This is a genomic window from Pseudomonas sp. S09G 359, from assembly GCF_002843605.1.
Classification (GTDB): domain Bacteria; phylum Pseudomonadota; class Gammaproteobacteria; order Pseudomonadales; family Pseudomonadaceae; genus Aquipseudomonas.
Genome location: NZ_CP025263.1, coordinates 701,295 through 718,922, shown reverse-complemented (window position 1 = coordinate 718,922; position 17,628 = coordinate 701,295). Strand labels below are relative to the sequence as shown.

Annotated in this window: 10 protein-coding genes; 9 read left to right on the top strand and 1 reads right to left on the bottom strand. The window is 63.2% G+C overall.

What is annotated here, in order from left to right:
• The first annotated feature begins 68 nt into the window (after window positions 1-68).
• From CXQ82_RS03095 to CXQ82_RS03075, 5 genes are all read left to right on the top strand, one after another.
• A complete protein-coding gene (locus CXQ82_RS03095; RefSeq protein WP_101266045.1) occupies window positions 69-1,451 on the top strand; it encodes a PepSY domain-containing protein in 1,383 nt (460 codons plus the stop codon).
• Between the two features lie 150 nt (window positions 1,452-1,601).
• On the top strand, window positions 1,602-3,710 hold the full coding sequence (locus tag CXQ82_RS03090; protein ID WP_101266043.1) for a TonB-dependent siderophore receptor: 2,109 nt from the start codon (window positions 1,602-1,604) through the stop codon (window positions 3,708-3,710).
• A 140-nt stretch (window positions 3,711-3,850) separates the two neighbouring features.
• A complete protein-coding gene (locus CXQ82_RS03085) occupies window positions 3,851-4,639 on the top strand; it encodes an ABC transporter ATP-binding protein (protein ID WP_101266040.1) in 789 nt (262 codons plus the stop codon).
• Complete coding sequence (locus CXQ82_RS03080) at window positions 4,636-5,583, top strand: ABC transporter substrate-binding protein (protein WP_101266038.1); 948 nt, start codon at window positions 4,636-4,638, stop codon at window positions 5,581-5,583. The genes CXQ82_RS03085 and CXQ82_RS03080 overlap by 4 nt, the downstream gene beginning before the upstream one ends.
• A complete protein-coding gene (locus tag CXQ82_RS03075) occupies window positions 5,580-6,590 on the top strand; it encodes an iron ABC transporter permease (RefSeq protein WP_101266036.1) in 1,011 nt (336 codons plus the stop codon). The genes CXQ82_RS03080 and CXQ82_RS03075 overlap by 4 nt, the downstream gene beginning before the upstream one ends.
• Here CXQ82_RS03075 and CXQ82_RS03070 read toward each other — a convergent pair.
• Complete coding sequence (locus CXQ82_RS03070) at window positions 6,587-12,511, bottom strand: hypothetical protein (RefSeq protein WP_101266034.1); 5,925 nt, start codon at window positions 12,509-12,511, stop codon at window positions 6,587-6,589. The two genes, CXQ82_RS03075 and CXQ82_RS03070, sit on opposite strands and share 4 nt — an antisense overlap.
• Before the next feature lie 303 nt (window positions 12,512-12,814).
• Between CXQ82_RS03070 and urtA the strand changes: the two genes are divergently transcribed.
• The 4 genes from urtA to urtD all read left to right on the top strand — a co-directional run bounded on the left by urtA (window position 12,815) and on the right by urtD (window position 17,614).
• Complete coding sequence (gene urtA, locus CXQ82_RS03065; protein ID WP_101266032.1) at window positions 12,815-14,080, top strand: urea ABC transporter substrate-binding protein; 1,266 nt, start codon at window positions 12,815-12,817, stop codon at window positions 14,078-14,080.
• 134 nt (window positions 14,081-14,214) lie between these two features.
• Window positions 14,215-15,717 carry an urea ABC transporter permease subunit UrtB gene (urtB, locus tag CXQ82_RS03060; RefSeq protein ID WP_101266030.1) on the top strand — a complete coding sequence of 501 codons (1,503 nt, stop codon included), beginning with the start codon at window positions 14,215-14,217 and terminating at the stop codon, window positions 15,715-15,717.
• Window positions 15,717-16,784: an urea ABC transporter permease subunit UrtC gene (gene urtC, locus CXQ82_RS03055; RefSeq protein WP_101266028.1), complete on the top strand. Its 1,068-nt coding sequence runs from the start codon at window positions 15,717-15,719 to the stop codon at window positions 16,782-16,784. Before urtB ends, urtC begins: the two co-directional genes overlap by 1 nt.
• Window positions 16,781-17,614, top strand: coding sequence for an urea ABC transporter ATP-binding protein UrtD (gene urtD, locus CXQ82_RS03050; RefSeq protein ID WP_163034692.1), 834 nt, complete (start codon window positions 16,781-16,783; stop codon window positions 17,612-17,614). The genes urtC and urtD overlap by 4 nt, the downstream gene beginning before the upstream one ends.
• Window positions 17,615-17,628 lie beyond the last annotated feature (14 nt).

The following is a 17,628-nucleotide window of genomic DNA, read 5'->3' as shown; positions in this document are numbered from 1 at the left end:
GGAGGGGGCTTGCCCCCGATGGCGGCCTAACTGACACAAAAAAATCAAAGCCTTTGCGGAGCCCCCTGATGACCACCCAAAAAATCTCCTTCTACAACCTGGCCTGGCGCTGGCATTTCTACGCCGGCCTCTTCGTCGCCCCCTTCATGGTGCTGCTGGCCCTGACCGGCATCATCTACCTGTTCAAACCCCAACTCGACCCGCTGATGTACGGCAACCTGCTCACCGTACCGGCCGCCGAGCACGCCCTGAGCGCGGACGAGCAATTGCAACGCGCCCAGGCCGCCTTCCCCCAGGGCAAGATCAGCAAATACCTGCCACCCGCCGACGCCACCAGCAGCGCGCAATTCGTGATGCACCAAGAGGGCCGCGAAGTCAGCGTATTCGTCGACCCCTATCGCGGCAGCGTACTCGGTGAACAAGATGCCAAATACAATCTGCAAGCCATCGCCCGTGCCCTGCACGGTGAGCTGATGATCGGCACCGTCGGCGACCGCCTGGTGGAACTCGCCGCCGGTTGGGGCGTGATGCTGGTGGTGTCGGGCGTGTACCTGTGGTGGCCGCGCGGCAAGTCTTCGGCGGGTGTGTTGTGGCCACGTTTCAATAGCCGTGGCCGGGTGTTCTGGCGCGACTTGCATGCAGTCGCCGGCTTCTGGGGCGCGGCATTCTTGCTGGTTATGCTGCTCAGCGGCATGACCTGGACCGGCTTCTGGGGCAAGCAATACGCCGACCTGTGGAACACCTTCCCGGCGGCGATGTGGAACAACGTGCCGCAATCCGACCAGCAGGCGCGGGTGCTTAACACCGCCAGCCAGCAGACCGTGCCCTGGGCCATGGAAAATACGCCGATGCCGATGTCCGGCGACCACGCCGAACACATGAACCACGGCGCCATGCATTCGGCGCCGGCCGCACCGACCATCCGCCTGCAACAGGTGGTCGACCTGGCCAACGCGCGCAAGGTCGAGCCCGGCTACAGCATCACCTTCCCCACCACCGCCGAGGGCGTGTTCACCGTCGCGGTGTTCGCCAACGACCCGCGCAACGACGCCACCCTGCACGTGGACCAGTACACCGGCAAAGTCCTCGCCGATGTGCGCTGGGCGCACTACAACACGCTGGCGCGCGCGACCGAGACCGGCGTGATGCTGCATGAAGGCAAGATGTTCGGCTGGGTCAACCAGCTGATCGTGCTGCTGATCTGCCTGATGATTCTGCTCAGCGCCGTGAGCGGCGTGGTGATCTGGTGGAAACGTCGCCCGCAAGGCGGCCTGGGGGTGCCGCCGCTGCGCCATGACCTGCCCAAGTGGAAAACCGCGATGGTGATCATGCTCGCGCTGGCGATTATTTTTCCGTTGGTGGGGGCGTCGTTGATCGCCGTGTGGGCCTTGGACCGCCTGGTGTTGGCGCGATTTTTTGCCCAACGTGAATCCGCCTCAGGTTCTGCATGAAGCAGGCGAGATGCCCAAGCCAGAGGGCTTCTGTAGCCTTGCGCGACTTTTGCCCCGCAGCCAATAAGTGTTAACTTATAACACTTTCTGCGTTATCGTGGCTCGCCGCGCCCTGCGGCGAGTACCCCCGTAAAGAAGATTGATCGACCGATGAACAAGTACCTCGCGTTCGGCCTGTGCCTGCTCGCCCTGCATACCAGCGCCCAGGCCCTGACCCTGCCCACCAGCCCCGTGACCGCGCCTGCCGTGGATGACCAACACGTCGACCTGAACACCCCGACCACTGCCGGCTCGCGCCTGAACCTCACGGCCCTGCAAACCCCGGGCAGCGTCGAAAGCCAGACCGGCGCGCAGATCCGTGAGCGTGGCGACGCCAGTGTGCAGGACGCGATTTCCCGCGCCACCGGCATCAGCCGCACCGGCTCGCCGGGCGACGGCGGCACCTCGCTGTCGGCCCGTGGCTTTACCGGCCAGGGTTCGGTGATGCAGCTGTACGACGGCAACCGCATGTACATGGGCATGGGCACCTCGACCTTCCCGGTGGACACCTGGTCGGTAGAACGCGTGGACGTGCTGCGCGGCCCGGCCTCGGTGCTATATGGCGAAGGCGCGACCGGTGCGGTGGTCAACACCGTGCCGAAAAAACCCTTTGCCGGCGAGATCGAAAACCATATCCGCCTCGGCTATGGCTCCTATGATCGCCAGCAACAAGCCCTGGACAGCGGCGGCTCGCTGACCGACACCCTGAGCTACCGCCTGAACCTCAACCGCCTGCGCAGCAATGGTTTCATCGACCGGGGCGACTCCAGCAGCGACTTCGTCAGCGGTGCGCTGCGCTGGCAGGCCGCCGACAACCTGAGCTTCACGTTGGCCAGCGACTACGGCGACCAGCGCCCGCAAAACTACTTCGGCACGCCGCTGATCAACGGCCAGTTGCACAAGGGCCTGCGCGACAAGAACTACAACGTCAGCAATGACGTCCAGCACTACAACGACCAATGGACGCGCCTGACCAGCGAGTGGCAGATCAACGACAGCGTCAGCGCCACCAACGAATTGTTCTACCTGAAAAACCAGCGCCGCTGGCAGAACGCCGAGAACTACAACTTCACCAATGGCCAACTGACCCGCAGCGGCAACTACGGCATCAAGCACAACCAGGAACAGCTCGGCGACCGCCAGACCTTCACCTTCAAACACAGCCTGTTCGGCCTCGACAGCCAGACCGTGACCGGCGTGGAATACAACCGTATCCGCTTCCGCCTGGCCAGCAACTCGCCGTTTGAAGACACGTTCCCCGGTGGCCAACCCATCGACGTGAACCACCCGGTACCTGGTCAGTTCGCCAGTAACGACCCGTTCAAGCCGCTGTTCGCCAGCACCACCAAAACCGTCGCCGGCTTCGCCGAAAACCGCCTGCAACTCACCGACCGACTGTCGCTGATCACCGGTATCCGCGGTGACTACGCGCACATCGACCGCGACAACTTGCGCGACGGCAGCCAAAGCGACAAAACCCTCACGGGCAACAACTGGAAGGCCGGCCTGGTGTATGCGCTCACCCCGGATACCTCGATCTACGGCCAGTACGCCACCAGCACCGACGGCGTCGGCGGCCTGATTTCCCTGAGCCCCGGCCAGCAGCAATTCGACCTGGCCACCGCCAAGCAGACCGAGATCGGCATCAAGCAAGCCTTCTGGGACCAGCGCGGCGAATGGACGTTGGCGGCCTATCACATCGTCAAGAAGAAGCTGCTCACCGACACACCGGGTGACCCGGACCACCAGCAGCAAGTTGGCCAGCAATCCTCCCGTGGCCTGGAAGCCAGCCTCGACCTGCAACTGCCCCACGCCTGGCAGCTGCAAGCCAACGCGGCCATCGTCCACGCGCAGTACGACGACTTCAACCAGGACGTCGACGGCGTGCAGGTGTCCCGCGACGGCAATCGACCGGTGGACGTACCGCGCCGCACCGCCAACCTGTGGTTGAGCAAGGCCGTGACCGACGACATCCGCGCCGGCGCCGGGGTGCGGTATGTCGACGCGCGCTACGCCGACATGGCCAACCAGAACGAGCTGCCGAACTACACCGTGGTCGACGCTACGCTGTCGTGGAAGGCCGCGCGCAACACGACCCTGGGCCTGCAACTGAACAACCTGTTCGACCGCACCTATGCCGTGAGCCAATACAACGACGGCCAGCAATGGATTTTGGGTGAGCCACGTTCCTTCTTCGTCACGGCGGACTACACCTTCTAACTGAACCAACACCGATTAAAAATGTGGGAGGGGGCTTGCCCCCGATGGCGGTGAGCCAGTCTATACACCTGTCACTGACCCACCGTTATCGGGGGCAAGCCCCCTCCCACATTTGACCTGTGTTGGACTTGAGAATATTGATGACCTCACTCACCCTCGCCGACCTGACTTGGACACCGTCCGATCACGGCCACTGTCACCATCACTTCCAGCTGCGCAACGCCAGCCTGCAGGTCGGTGCGGGGGAGTTCGTGGGGTTGATCGGGCCCAACGGCAGCGGCAAGACCAGCCTGTTGCGCTGCGCCTATCGATTCAGCAAACCGGCACAGGGCGAGGTGTTGCTGGAGCATCAGAATGTGTGGAAGCAGACATCCAAATGGTGCGCGCAACGCATCGCCGTGGTGTTGCAGGAATTCCCCGATGCCTTTGGCCTGCGCGTGGATGAAGTGGTCGCCATGGGCCGCACGCCGCACAAAGGTTTGTTCGATGGCGATACGCTGCACGACAGGCAGTTGGTTCAAACGGCGCTGCAATCCGTCGGCCTGCTGGGCTTCGAAGACCATGCCTTCGCCACCCTCTCCGGCGGTGAAAAGCAGCGTGTCATTCTTGCCCGCGCCCTGGCCCAACAGCCGCAACTGCTGATCCTCGACGAGCCGACCAACCACCTCGACCCACGCTACCAGCTCGAGCTTTTGCGGCTGGTCAAGCGCCTGAACATCGGTACCCTGGCCAGCATCCACGACCTGAACCTGGCCGCCGCCTTCTGTGATCGCCTCTATGTGATCGACCACGGCCGCATCGTCGCCAGCGGCACGCCACATCAAGTGCTCACCACCGAATTGCTGCGCGAGGTGTTCGGCGTCGAGGCCTTGATCGACACACACCCCCTGGCCGACCATCCCCGAATCACCTGGATAACCCAACCATGATCCTGCGCTCCATGCTGCCTCTCGCCCTGTTGTTGGGTACTGCAAACGCTTTCGCCGCAGCGACCCATTACCCGGTCACCATCAAAAGCTGCAACCGTGACGTGACCTTCCAGGAGGCGCCGCAACACGCCGTCAGCCACGACATCAACATGACCCAGATGATGCTCGCCCTCGGCCTCAAGCCGCGTATGGCCGGCTACAGCGGCGTCAGCGGCTGGAAGTCGGTGACGCCGGAACTGGCCCAGACTCTTGACGGCCTGCCGGAGCTGGCGAGCAAGTACCCATCGGTGGAAACCCTGCTCAACGCCAATGTGGATTTCTTCTTCGCGGGCTGGGACTACGGCATGCGCGTGGGCGGCGACCTCACGCCCAATACCCTGCAACCCTTGGGCATCAACGTGTATGAGCTGACCGAATCCTGCGCCTTTGTGATGAAGCGCCCGGCCGCGACCCTGGACGACACCTACAACGACCTGCGCAACCTCGGCAAGATCTTCGACGTGCAGGACCGCGCCAATGCCTTGATCGCGCAGATGCAGGCGCAGGTAGCCGAGGTGCGCAAAGACCTGCCGGCCGACAAGCCGCGGGTGTTCCTCTACGACAGCGGTGAGGACCGCGCCATGACCTCCGGCCGCCTGGGCATGCCCCAGGCGCTGATCGATGCCGCCGGTGGGCGCAATATTCTCGACGACGTCGACGCCAGCTGGACCCGCATCAACTGGGAAACCGTAGTGGAGCGCAACCCGCAGGTGATCGTGATCGTCGACTACAGCGAAATCACCGCCGAGCAGAAACAACAGTTCCTGCTCAACAACCCGGCGCTGCAAGGGGTGGAGGCGATCAAGAACCAGCGTTTTATCGTGATCCCCTATGTGCAAGCCACGCCGGGTATCGATAACGTGCTGGCGGTGGAAACCCTGGCCAAGGGGTTCCACGGCGAATGATCACCCGTCGCTATGCCTTATTGCTCGCCGCCCTCGGCGCGGTGTTGCTGGTGTCCTGTGTGCTCTCCCTGGGCTTCGGCCCGGCGCGGGTGCCGGTGGACGTGGTGTGGCGCATCGTGGTGTACAAGGCGTTCGGCATCGGCGAGGTGAGTTGGCCCGCCGGGCAGGAACACATCGTCTGGCTGATCCGTGTGCCGCGCATGTTGCTCGGCGCGCTGGTGGGGGCCGGATTGGCGTTGATCGGTGCGGTGCTGCAGGCAGTCACGCGCAACCCGCTGGCCGACCCGCACCTGCTCGGGGTGACCTCCGGCGCCACCCTCGGCGCGGTGATTGTGGTACTGCATGTGGGCGAAATCATCGGCCTGCTGACCTTGCCTATCGCCGCGTTTATCGGCGCATTACTGAGCATGCTGGTGGTGTTGGCGGTGGCCAGTCGCAGCGGCCGGCTGGACAGTGATCGCCTGCTGCTGTGCGGCGTGGCGGTGTCGTTCGTGATGATGGCGGCCGCCAACCTGTTGCTGTTCATGGGCGACCATCGCGCGGCGTCGGCCGTCATGTTCTGGATGCTCGGCGGCCTCGGCCTGGCGCGCTGGGAACTGCTGGCCATCCCCTGTGCGACGGTGTTGCTCGGGCTGATGTTGCTGCTGGGCATGGCGCGCCCGTTGAACGCGCTGATGGCCGGTGAACAGACTGCCGTAACCCTCGGCCTGAACGCACGCAATGTGCGGCTGAAGGTGTTTCTGATCGCCTCGCTGATGACCGGCGTGCTGGTGTCCATCAGCGGTTCCATCGGCTTTGTCGGGCTGATGGTGCCGCACATTGCCCGGCGCCTGGTGGGCGCCGAGCATCGCCGCCTGCTGCCGGTGTGTGCGTTGCTGGGCAGCCTGTTCCTGGTTTGGGTCGATGTGGCGGCCCGCACGCTGATCGCCCCGGAAGACTTGCCCATCGGCGTGGCAACAGCAGCCATCGGCGGGTTGTTTTTTATCGGGTTGATGCGTAAACGTTAACTGCGCTCATCGGCCTCCTTGAGCGCCTGCAACAGCCCGCGCGCCACCTGGCTACGCGGCTGCCAGAAATGATCGGGTTCAAGAATGCTCAGCTGGCCGGACGTCGCCAGCCGGCGGATCACCTCACTCGGCAAGACCTTGACGGCACCGCTGGCCTCGTCGACCCAGTCATCGCGTAATAACTGGCTTTCATCCAGCTGATAGCTGGGTTCATACACGATCAGCCCGCCCTGTACCGGCGTGAAGTAATACCGCGCCCCGGCCACCTGGTCCTGACGCAGCATCTCAATGAAGCCGCGAATTTCCGGCTGGGCGACAAAGTTGTGGGCCAGGGCCTCTTCGTAGCGGTCCACCAGGCGCTGGCGCTGGGTGTCGAGTTTGTACAACTGCTGTACCCCCATGACCTTGTAACCGGCCGGGTAGCGGGTGGAGGTGCTGGGATAACCGAGGTTCATGACCCCTTCGAACAGGCTCTGATAAGCCGGCGTTTGCGGGCGCAGCCCTACCGCCACCGATGGCCCAGGGTCCGCCACCGGTTGCACGGCAATAAACGTGTCGCTGTCGCCATTGCCCAGGATCGCGCCCAGCCACGGCTGCGTCTTACGTGGCGCGAAACGCTGCCACACCAGGCGCGCTGCATCGTCGGGGTGGGCACACAACGGCCCCAGGGCCAGGCGAGTATCGAACCCCGCCAGGCCCTTGGCCGCGCGCATGACCCTGGGTAGCAGCGCATCCCAGAACGGGCTGCTGTCGAGCACGCGCAGCTCTGCAGACTCGATCAGCTTCAACAGGTAACCGTCGATACTGCCACGCTGGTTGAGGCGTGCAAGGTAGGCCGCCTGCCGAGTAGCGGAGGTCCAGTCCGGGTCCAATTGCGTCGCCCTGAAACGCACCAATGAACCGTCGGGACAAGACACATACAACGCCAGGAAGCGCTCGCTCGGGGCGGTCAGCACCCGCAGGAAACTCAGCGCTTCCAGCAGCACAGCCGGTGCCGGCAGTTGCGCATAGCCCTCGCCTTGCGGCAGTTCCGGTGCGGCCTGTTGCGGCAAACGCAGATAGAGGCCCTGGAGGCTGTAGCCGGTGGGCAGTTGGCCGCGCATGAAGGCGCGGTCGAGGCGAAATTGCAGATCATCGCCCTTGATCGGCGCACACGCGACGAAGTGGCCGTTATCTGACGACTTGAGGATCAGCCCAAAGCTCAGCCGTGCACGTTGCTCGGCATATGCGTGAGCATGGCGTGCGGCGTCGTCGGCATGCTTGAACACCGGGCTCAACGCCCGATCCGCCACGGCATGCAGGACTTCCTCGGGCGCGATATACCCCACGCCTGGCATCCAGCCCACGCGTACACGCCTGGCAATCCCCCATACCGCACCGCCCTCAAGCACCTGCAAAGTGCCGACCCGCGCCAACTGGTTGACCCATTCGCTCGGCGTTTTACGACCGGCACGTATTTGCTGCTCGACGGCATTGCCGTAGGGGTCATGGGCCGCCAGCGCGTTGGGCGCCAGGGAAGTTTCCAGCTGGTTGAGCAACTGCATCGCGTCGTTGCGCTGCGTGCTGTTCATCAGGCTGCGCTCGGCGTCCTGAGTACTGAAGCCGATCAGTGAACCGTCCGCTGTCAGCAGGTATTCATGGGTCCACAGGTGGCCCGACTTGAGGGCAGTCTCCAACGTCTTGGTGGAAAACAGATTCTGATACGTCGCATTCTCCTGGGCCTCCAGCCAGAACGGCAGTACCTGGGCTGCGCGCGACCGGTAACGCCCGAGCATTTTCCAGCCGGGTGCCAACAGCGCCTGGCTGACGTCCAGCCCCGGCAGAATGACCTCTGGGGCGAAGTCCTCACTCAATACCGGTATCGCCAGGGTCGCGACGTATTTGCCGTTGCGCTGTAATACCAGGCCGCCATAACGCTGGTCGCGCCGGGTGCCGAGGTGTTGATTGGCGTAACGAACGGCATCCGCCTGGCTGCTGAACACAGGGCTCAAGGCGCGGCGCATAAACCTGGAAAACGCACTCCAGGGTGTACGGCTGGTGTCCACCTTGCCCAACGACGCCCAGCACTCATTGGCGACCAGCACACTCAACCAGCTCAGTTTCGCCACCTCGTTGACGAACCCTACGGCGGATAACTGCCCGCTGGCGATCAGGGTTTGCACATCTTCAAAGACCCCCGAAGGCTGGCGGATCGGGTTGAACAACGTCGACGACAGCGGCGCTTGCACGCTCAGCAGTGCCCGGTCGAGGGTCGAGATATACACCGGCAACCCCGCCGGCGCCCCCGCTTCGCGCTGACGCTTGGCTTGGGCAAGGGCATCGGCAAGGTCGCTGGCTGAAATAAAATGCTCGGCCAGCCAGCGCTCGGCCGTGGTCAGCCCCTGCGGCATCCAACTGCGACCATAGAACAAGGCGTGCAGCTGATAGCCCGGCGGGTAGATGAACTGACCCGCATCATCGAGCGCAAAAATGCCTCCCAAGGCCAACAGCCCGTTCTTGTCCCAGGCTGGCACCAGCTCTGTGCAGACGAAGGCAGCCTGATCACGATGCTTGAGAATGACCGCAAAGCAGGTCTGCGTCGGTGCGCCAGGGTCCATACGCGCGTGTAGGGATTGGGCGGCCTTTGCGGCGCTGGTGGAGACCTGGCTATAAGCAACTTGCTGCGGGCGATCGCGGCGAAAAATCGGCACGCGCGGGCGCCAATGTTCGGTGATCAACTCGGGGGCGCCCCACAAGAGGTTGCCCAGCACCACTCGCAAACTCCCGCCCGCCGCTACCTGCCGGATCCATTCCGCTGCGGTCAGGGTGCCGTTGCCCAGGTTGCGGGCCACTGGGCTGCCATGGTCCGAAGGCGTTACTGCCTGGCGCAAATCCGCCAGGCCGGGTGCATCCCCCAGGTCAAAGACCAGCAACGCATCCTCGGCGACGGACAGATAAGCCGCCGCAACCTGCTGGCGATTGCGGATCAGCGTGTAGATATCCTCGGCGCTGAACATTTGCGCTTCCAGGTAAGCGTCATCCCGTGTCCAGCCAGGGCGCAACAGTTGCCGGGGTTCCATCAACGACACGCCACGGCAGGAGCCATACACCGCCTTCAACACGTGCCGAGACGGCAGCAGGGTGCGCCCCTTGGCGTCCCGGGGGTAGACAAAACCCAAGGCAAAACGCCCGGCATCGCTGGCATACAACGGCTCGGTCGCCACGAACAGGCCGTCCTGGCGTTGCAGGATATAGCCGCAATACTCACGCTCGCGCTGGCCGCCGATCTGCGCATGGGCATAGCGCGCGGCGTCTTCTTCGTGCAGGAACCCGGGGCTCAGTTGCGGGCGGACCGCCAGCACGTACCCGCGCCAAGTAGCGCTGACCAGGCCAGGAACATCCCACAGCGTGCCCACCTGCAACACCGACAGTGCTCCGGCATCGGCGATCTTGAGGATCAGTTCATGGGGCGTCAGTGTGCCGGCACGCAGTTCATCCGCCAGCCCATTGTCGCCTACGCTGCCATCAGGCAACACGCTGTAGAGCCCGGCTTCCTCGGCTGAGCCGGAGGCGTCATACGCGAGTTGCGCGCCGTCTGCCGTACTCACGTAGAGCGCCACGTTGCTTTGCGGGGCGGCACGCAAGGAGGCAATGGCCTGGGCAAAATCGGCAGTGGCCATAAAGGACTCATAGAGCCAGGGCTCGCTGGCAATGCCCTCGGCATCCGGTTCGCTGCGGCAGTACCAGCCACGCAGGGCAAATCCATGCGGTGGCCCGTCGTTACCGAAGAGATGAGACAGCGCGAACAGGGACTCGCCGACAAGTATCGGCGCGGAAGGCTCGCTGACCACGTATTGCGCCTGGCTGCCGAACTGAAGGATGCAGCCGATACGCCGCCCTCCCGGCGTCGCCTGCAGGCGGCCATGGGCATATTCGGCGGCGGTGGCCAGGTCCGTGAACACCCAGCTCAGCGGCGCCTCGATGGGCGCTGCCGCGGTGAAGGGCGTTTGCGGCGCCCAGTCTGCCGGGACCCGCCCCTGGACGTGATACCAGGCGTCATCGGCCAGCAGCACCGTCAACTCACCGAGCGTCACCAGCTCTTTGATCAGCCCTTGGGGTGTGCCGTCATAACCTTGTACCCGGGGCGCCACCTCACCGGTACGCACTGCGTTCGACAAATACTCGCCGAATTCACGCTCAGCGCGGGAGCCGCTGAGCCCATATTTGACCAGCGTGCCGTTAGGGCCGCTGGTGTAGAGCGTCTTGATCAGCTGCGAAAAGTGCAGCGTGAGGATAACCGAGCGCACCCCCGGCGTGCTGACCAGGAACGCCAATTGCCTGGGCGTGAATTGGGGATAGTTGGCAACCAGCTCGGCCTGATCCGGCTCAGGCCGATTGAACTGGCCGACCACGCGGTAGCCTTCCAGTTCGACACGGGTCAAGTAGTCGCCGGCAGGCGATGCCGGCCCCCATGTAGCCCGCCACTCATCACCGCCCTGCAATTTCGCGGTCACAAACCGGCCATCTTTACGTAACAAGATGAAGGCCTGCAGAAACTCACCGCGTGGCCGGCCTGCCACGGCCAGGTAATGCAGATAGCGCGCCGCGTCATCCGCAGTGACAAATGCCGGGCTCAGAGATTGGTGGATATTTTCAAAGGCCCGCCATTGCGGCCCCACCACGCCGGCCACGTCCCAGACCCTGCCGGTTTCCATCACCGTCAGCGTCCCCACCGCCGCCACTTGCCGGACAAACGCCGAGGGGCTAAGCGTGCCTTCCTTGAGACGCCGGTCGATGGCCGCGCCACGGTTGGCGAACAGTTGGGCTTGGGCTGCGGAGCCGGTGCAGCGGTACATCAACAGCGCGCCGTCGTCGGCGCGCAGGTAAAACTCAAGGTCGGGCTCGTCGGTGGCCGCCAGGGCGACGGCCGTCGCCAGGCTCGCGGCGGTAAAAAAACTCTGGGCCAGCCAAGTCTCGCCGGCCACTGGTGGAATGTCCGGCCTGGCCAGCGAAGCGTAAATACCCTGCAGATAAAAGCCACTGGGCAACTTCGGCCGCCCCTTGGGCAGCGACATGCCTGGCGGGGCGCTTTCAAACACCGACTTCAACGCGGCATCCGGCAGCTTTGCGACGAACTCGCCAGCAGCATCCTTGAGCAGATAGCCAAAATGGCTGGCCTGGGTCGGCGCATCCAGGGGCGGCAAGGCGGAGCGGATTGCATCCTGCCAGCGCTTGAAAACTTGAGTACCGGGCTCTGCCTGCCGGGACTGGGCCGCCTCTGAAACGGCCTGATTGAGGGTCCAGGGCTCAATGATCTGCCCGGCCTTGCCGCCCAATTCCTTGTTCGGCGTCACCACACGCAGCACGCCCACTCTTGCGGTGACATTGATCAGGAAAATCAGGTCTTCAAATTCGTCCGATTCCCTGCTGGTCGTCAGCTTGCTCAGGAAATGCTGTTCCTCCTGCGAACCGCTGCTTTCATATTTGATCAGCGAGTCATAGCGCCCCGACAAATAATAAATCGGGCAGAAGTCGCGCCGCTCAATCACGTACGCCAGACCTTTGATTGAAAAGAAGCTCGGTTCGAGACGCCGCTGTGCAGCGCTCCAATGGGCCACCTCCGCGGTCCGCGCCTTGGACTGCCCCGCCCGCGAAGTGAACAGCGCATAGACGCTGTACCCCTCAGGCGCCTGAAGGTCGAAGTTGGCATCCTCGTTCAGGATCGAACCAAAGTGGAACCCGCCAGCGGTACCCGCCGTAGGCACCGTCGGCAGATACCTGCCATCGGCACGTTTGAGAATCACCGAGCCGTACACCCGCTCGCGCTTGTTGCTGACCTGCATGTGCAGCCAAAAGGCCGCATCGTTGCCGGTGATGAATTCCGGGCCCAAGGGCGGTAGGCGCCCCGCAGCCTGGTCATGTTGAATGTCAGTACTGTCCATGTTCCTGCCTTTGAATAAAGTGAAGACACTGCCGCGCCCCTCCATTTCGAGGCGCATCAGGCAGGCCTAACTTTCAAGGGTTTGGCGGCAGGCAGGCGTTAGATAGTTGCTCGTTGCGGCATGGCTGCCCCGTTCTGGCGCAGCGCCGCGCACCACCTTGCCGACACGCCTGCTTATGGTGCGCACCCCACGCTGTGCACGGATCAAAAGCGGCTGGAACATGCCTCTTACCGACTAGGCACACCCCTTGCAACGTCTCCAGCATCAGCCATTACAACAACATTGAGTTCTGGAGATAGCACCATGAAGCGTCGCAGCTTGATCAAGGCTTTCACCCTCTCGGCATCGATTGCCGCCATGGGCCTGACCTGGACCGTACAGGCCGCCGAGACCATCAAGGTCGGCATCCTGCACTCGCTGTCCGGCACCATGGCCATCTCCGAAACATCGCTGAAAGACATGGCGCTGATGACCATCGACGAGATCAACGCCAAGGGCGGTGTAAACGGCAAGATGCTCGAGCCGGTGGTGGTCGACCCCGCGTCGAACTGGCCGCTGTTCGCTGAAAAGGGCCGCCAGTTGCTGACCCAGGACAAGGTCGCCGTGGTGTTCGGCTGCTGGACCTCGGTGTCGCGTAAATCGGTATTGCCGGTGTTCGAAGAACTCAACGGCCTGCTGTTCTACCCGGTGCAATACGAAGGCGAAGAGATGTCGCCGAACGTGTTCTATACCGGTGCGGCGCCGAACCAGCAGGCGATCCCGGCAGTGGAATACCTGATGAGCGAAGAAGGCGGCAGCGCCAAGCGCTTCTTCCTGCTCGGCACCGACTACGTGTACCCACGCACCACCAACAAGATCCTGCGCTCGTTCCTGCACTCCAAGGGCGTAGCGGATAAAGATATCGAAGAGGTCTACACCCCGTTCGGCCACGCCGATTACCAGACCATCGTTGCCAACATCAAGAAGTTCTCGGCCGGCGGCAAGACGGCGGTGATCTCCACGGTGAATGGCGACTCCAACGTACCGTTCTACAAAGAGCTGGCCAACCAGGGCCTGAAAGCCACCGACGTGCCGGTGGTGGCGTTCTCGGTAGGCGAAGAAGAACTGCGCGGTATCGACACCAAGCCGCTGGTGGGCAACCTCGCGGCCTGGAACTACTTCCAGTCGGTAGAGAACCCGGTAAACAAGAAATTCGTCGCCGACTGGAAAGCCTACGCGAAGAAACACAACCTGCCGGGCGCGGACAAAGCCGTGACCAACGACCCGATGGAAGCCACCTACGTGGGTATCCATATGTGGGCGCAGGCGGCGGAAAAAGCCAAGTCCACCGACGTCGACAAGGTGCGTGAAGCGCTGGCCGGCCAGACCTTCGCCGCGCCGTCGGGCTTTACCCTGACCATGGACAAGACCAACCACCACCTGCACAAGCCGGTGATGATCGGCGAGATCCAGGCCGACGGGCAGTTCTCCGTCGTATGGCAGACCAACGAGCCGATCCGTGCACAGCCGTGGAGCCCGTACATTCCTGGCAATGACAAGAAGCCGGATTACGCCGTCAAGAGCAACTAAGACCAACTCGGTCTAAATGTGGGAGCGGGCTTGCTCGCGAAAGCGGTGTGTCAGTCGACGCATCCGAAACTGATCCACCGCTTTCGCGAGCAAGCCCGCTCCCACATTGTCCGTGCACGATCAGGACATTTTGTATGCCCACTGCCCTATACCGCTTCATCCTCGCCGCGCTGCTGTTGCTGCCTTTCGCCGCACACGCCAGCGACGCCGAAGACTTCCTTGCCGCCAACCCGACGCAGCAAGCCAAACTCCTCCAGGACTGGGCCGCCCAGCCCGACCCGGCGCGCATCGAACTGGTGGACGCGCTGCAACAAGGTCAACTCACGCTAAACGGTGAAACCAAAACCGTACGCTTGAACAACCGTCTGCGCGGCCTGATCGACAACGTACAGGCCAGCCAGCAGCTGCTCGCCGCCGACCCCAAGGTACGTTTGGCCGCAGCGATCACCCTGCAAAAAAGCGCAGTTCCTGCACAACTCAAATTCCTCGACCAGCAGGTCGCTGCCGAGACCGACGAAGGCGTGCACACCGCCCTCAGCCTGGCCCTGGCCAACCTGCAACTGGTCGACACTGACCCGGTGGTGCGCCTGGCCGCGGTGCGCTTGCTCGGCAGCACTGGCGACCCGCTGGCACGCACGCGGCTTGAAGCCCTGCTCGCCCCCGGCGTCGAAACCGATGCCGCCGTGCACACCGCCGCCGAAACCAGCCTGGCCCAGGTCAAACGCAAACTGATGGTCGGCGAGATCCTCGGCCAGGCCTTCAGCGGCATGTCCCTGGGTTCGATCCTGCTGCTCGCAGCCCTGGGCCTGGCGATCACTTTCGGCCTGCTCGGCGTGATCAACATGGCCCACGGCGAGATGCTGATGCTCGGCGCCTACTCCACCTACGTGGTGCAGTTGCTGATGCAGCGCTACGTGCCTGCCGCCATCGAGTTCTACCCGTTGATTGCGCTGCCGGTGGCGTTCTTTGTCACCGCCGCCATCGGCATGGCGCTGGAGCGCACGGTGATCCGTCACCTGTACGGGCGCCCGCTGGAAACCCTGCTGGCCACCTGGGGCATCAGCCTGATGCTGATCCAACTGGTGCGCCTGGTGTTCGGCGCGCAGAACGTCGAGGTGTCCAACCCTGCCTGGCTGTCCGGTGGTATTCAAGTGCTGCCCAACCTGGTGCTGCCGTACAACCGCATCGTGATCATCGCCTTCGCGCTGTGCGTGGTGGTGCTGACCTGGCTGCTGCTGAACAAGACGCGCCTGGGCCTCAACGTGCGTGCCGTGACCCAGAACCGCAACATGGCCGCCTGCTGCGGCGTGCCCACCGGGCGTGTGGACATGCTCGCGTTTGGCCTCGGCTCCGGCATCGCCGGCTTAGGCGGCGTGGCGCTGAGCCAGATCGGCAACGTCGGCCCGGACCTGGGCCAGAGCTACATCATCGACTCGTTCCTGGTGGTGGTGCTCGGTGGCGTCGGCCAGTTGGCCGGTAGCGTGATGGCCGCCTTCGGGCTGGGCATCGCCAACAAAATCCTCGAACCGCAGATCGGTGCCGTACTCGGCAAGATCCTGATCCTCGCGCTGATCATTCTGTTTATCCAGAAACGCCCGCAGGGACTCTTCGCACTGAAAGGACGGGTGATCGACTGATGAACCAGCCATTGATGCTTACGGCCGCGCAAAAGGCCGGTCCCAAGGTGACGATTGCAGTGGGCGCGGTGATTCTGATCCTGCTGCTGGCACTGCCGTTGTGTTCACTGCTGTCGCCGGAAAATCCGCTGCATGTGTCGGCCTACACCCTGACCCTGGTGGGCAAGATCCTCTGCTACGCCATCGTCGCCCTGGCGCTGGACCTGGTGTGGGGTTACGCAGGGATGCTGTCCCTCGGCCACGGCCTGTTCTTTGCCCTCGGCGGCTATGCCATGGGTATGTACCTGATGCGCCAGGCGTCCGGCGATGAGCTGCCGGCGTTCATGACCTTTTTGTCGTGGACCGAACTGCCGTGGTATTGGGTCGGCACCGAGCACTTCCTCTGGGCCCTGTGCCTGGTGGTATTGGCGCCGGGAGTGTTGGCGTTGGTGTTCGGGTTCTTCGCCTTCCGTTCCCGGATCAAGGGCGTGTATTTCTCGATCATGACCCAGGCCCTGACCTTCGCCGGGATGCTGCTGTTCTTTCGCAACGAGACCGGCTTCGGCGGCAATAACGGCTTCACCAATTTCCGCAGCATTCTTGGTTTCGGCATCACCGAGCCCGGCACGCGGGCGGTGCTGTTTGTGGCCACGGTGCTGCTGCTGGTGGCCAGCCTGTACATCGGCTGGCGCCTGGCGCAAAGCAAGTTCGGCCGGGTGCTGACCGCCTTGCGTGATGCCGAGAACCGCCTGATGTTCTGCGGCTACGACCCGCGTGGTTTCAAGCTGTTCGTGTGGGTGCTGAGCGCGGTGCTGTGCGGCTTGGCCGGGGCCTTGTATGTGCCGCAAGTGGGCATCATCAACCCCAGCGAAATGTCGCCGACCAACTCGATTGAAGCCGCCGTGTGGGTAGCCTTGGGTGGGCGTGGCACCTTGATCGGTCCATTGCTCGGCGCCGGTGTGGTGAATGGCATGAAGAGCTGGTTCACCGTGGCCTTTCCGGAGTACTGGCTGTTCTTCCTTGGGGCGCTGTTCATCATCGTCACCCTGTACCTGCCCAAGGGCGTTATCGGCCTGCTGAAGAAATGAGGAACGTCATGCTTGAACCTATTTTCGATGCAGGCAGTGGCCGCGATGCCATCGGCATAGGCCAGGCCGCGGGCACTGGCCTGAACACCCGCCACGGCACCATCCTGACCCTGGAAGACATCAGCGTAAGCTTCGATGGCTTCAAGGCGCTCAACGATCTGAACCTGTACATCGGTGTCGGCGAACTGCGCTGCATCATCGGCCCCAACGGCGCGGGCAAGACCACGCTGATGGACGTGATCACCGGCAAGACCCGTCCCAGCCACGGCAAGGCCTGGTTCGGCGAAACCCTGGACCTCACCAGCATGAGCGAAGTGCAGATCGCCCAGGCCGGCATCGGCCGCAAATTCCAGAAACCCACGGTGTTCGAAGCCCTCAGCGTGTTCGAGAACCTGGAGCTGGCGCAGAAGACCGACAAGTCAGTGTGGGCCAGCCTGCGCGCACGCCTGAGCGGCGAGCAGAAAGACCGTATCGACGAAGTGCTCGACACCATCCGCCTGACCGCCTCGGTACAGCGCCCGGCGGGCTTGCTGTCCCACGGCCAGAAGCAGTTCCTGGAAATCGGCATGCTGCTGATGCAAGACCCGCAACTGTTGCTGCTGGACGAACCGGTGGCGGGCATGACCGACGCCGAAACCGAATTCACCGCCGAACTGTTCAAGGGCCTGGCGGGCAAGCATTCGCTGATGGTGGTGGAACACGACATGGGGTTTGTCGGTTCGATTGCCGACCACGTGACCGTGTTGCACCAGGGCAGTGTGCTGGCCGAAGGGTCGCTGGAACAGGTGCAGGAAAACGAGCGCGTCATCGAGGTTTACCTCGGTCGCTGAAACTGATGCGGACC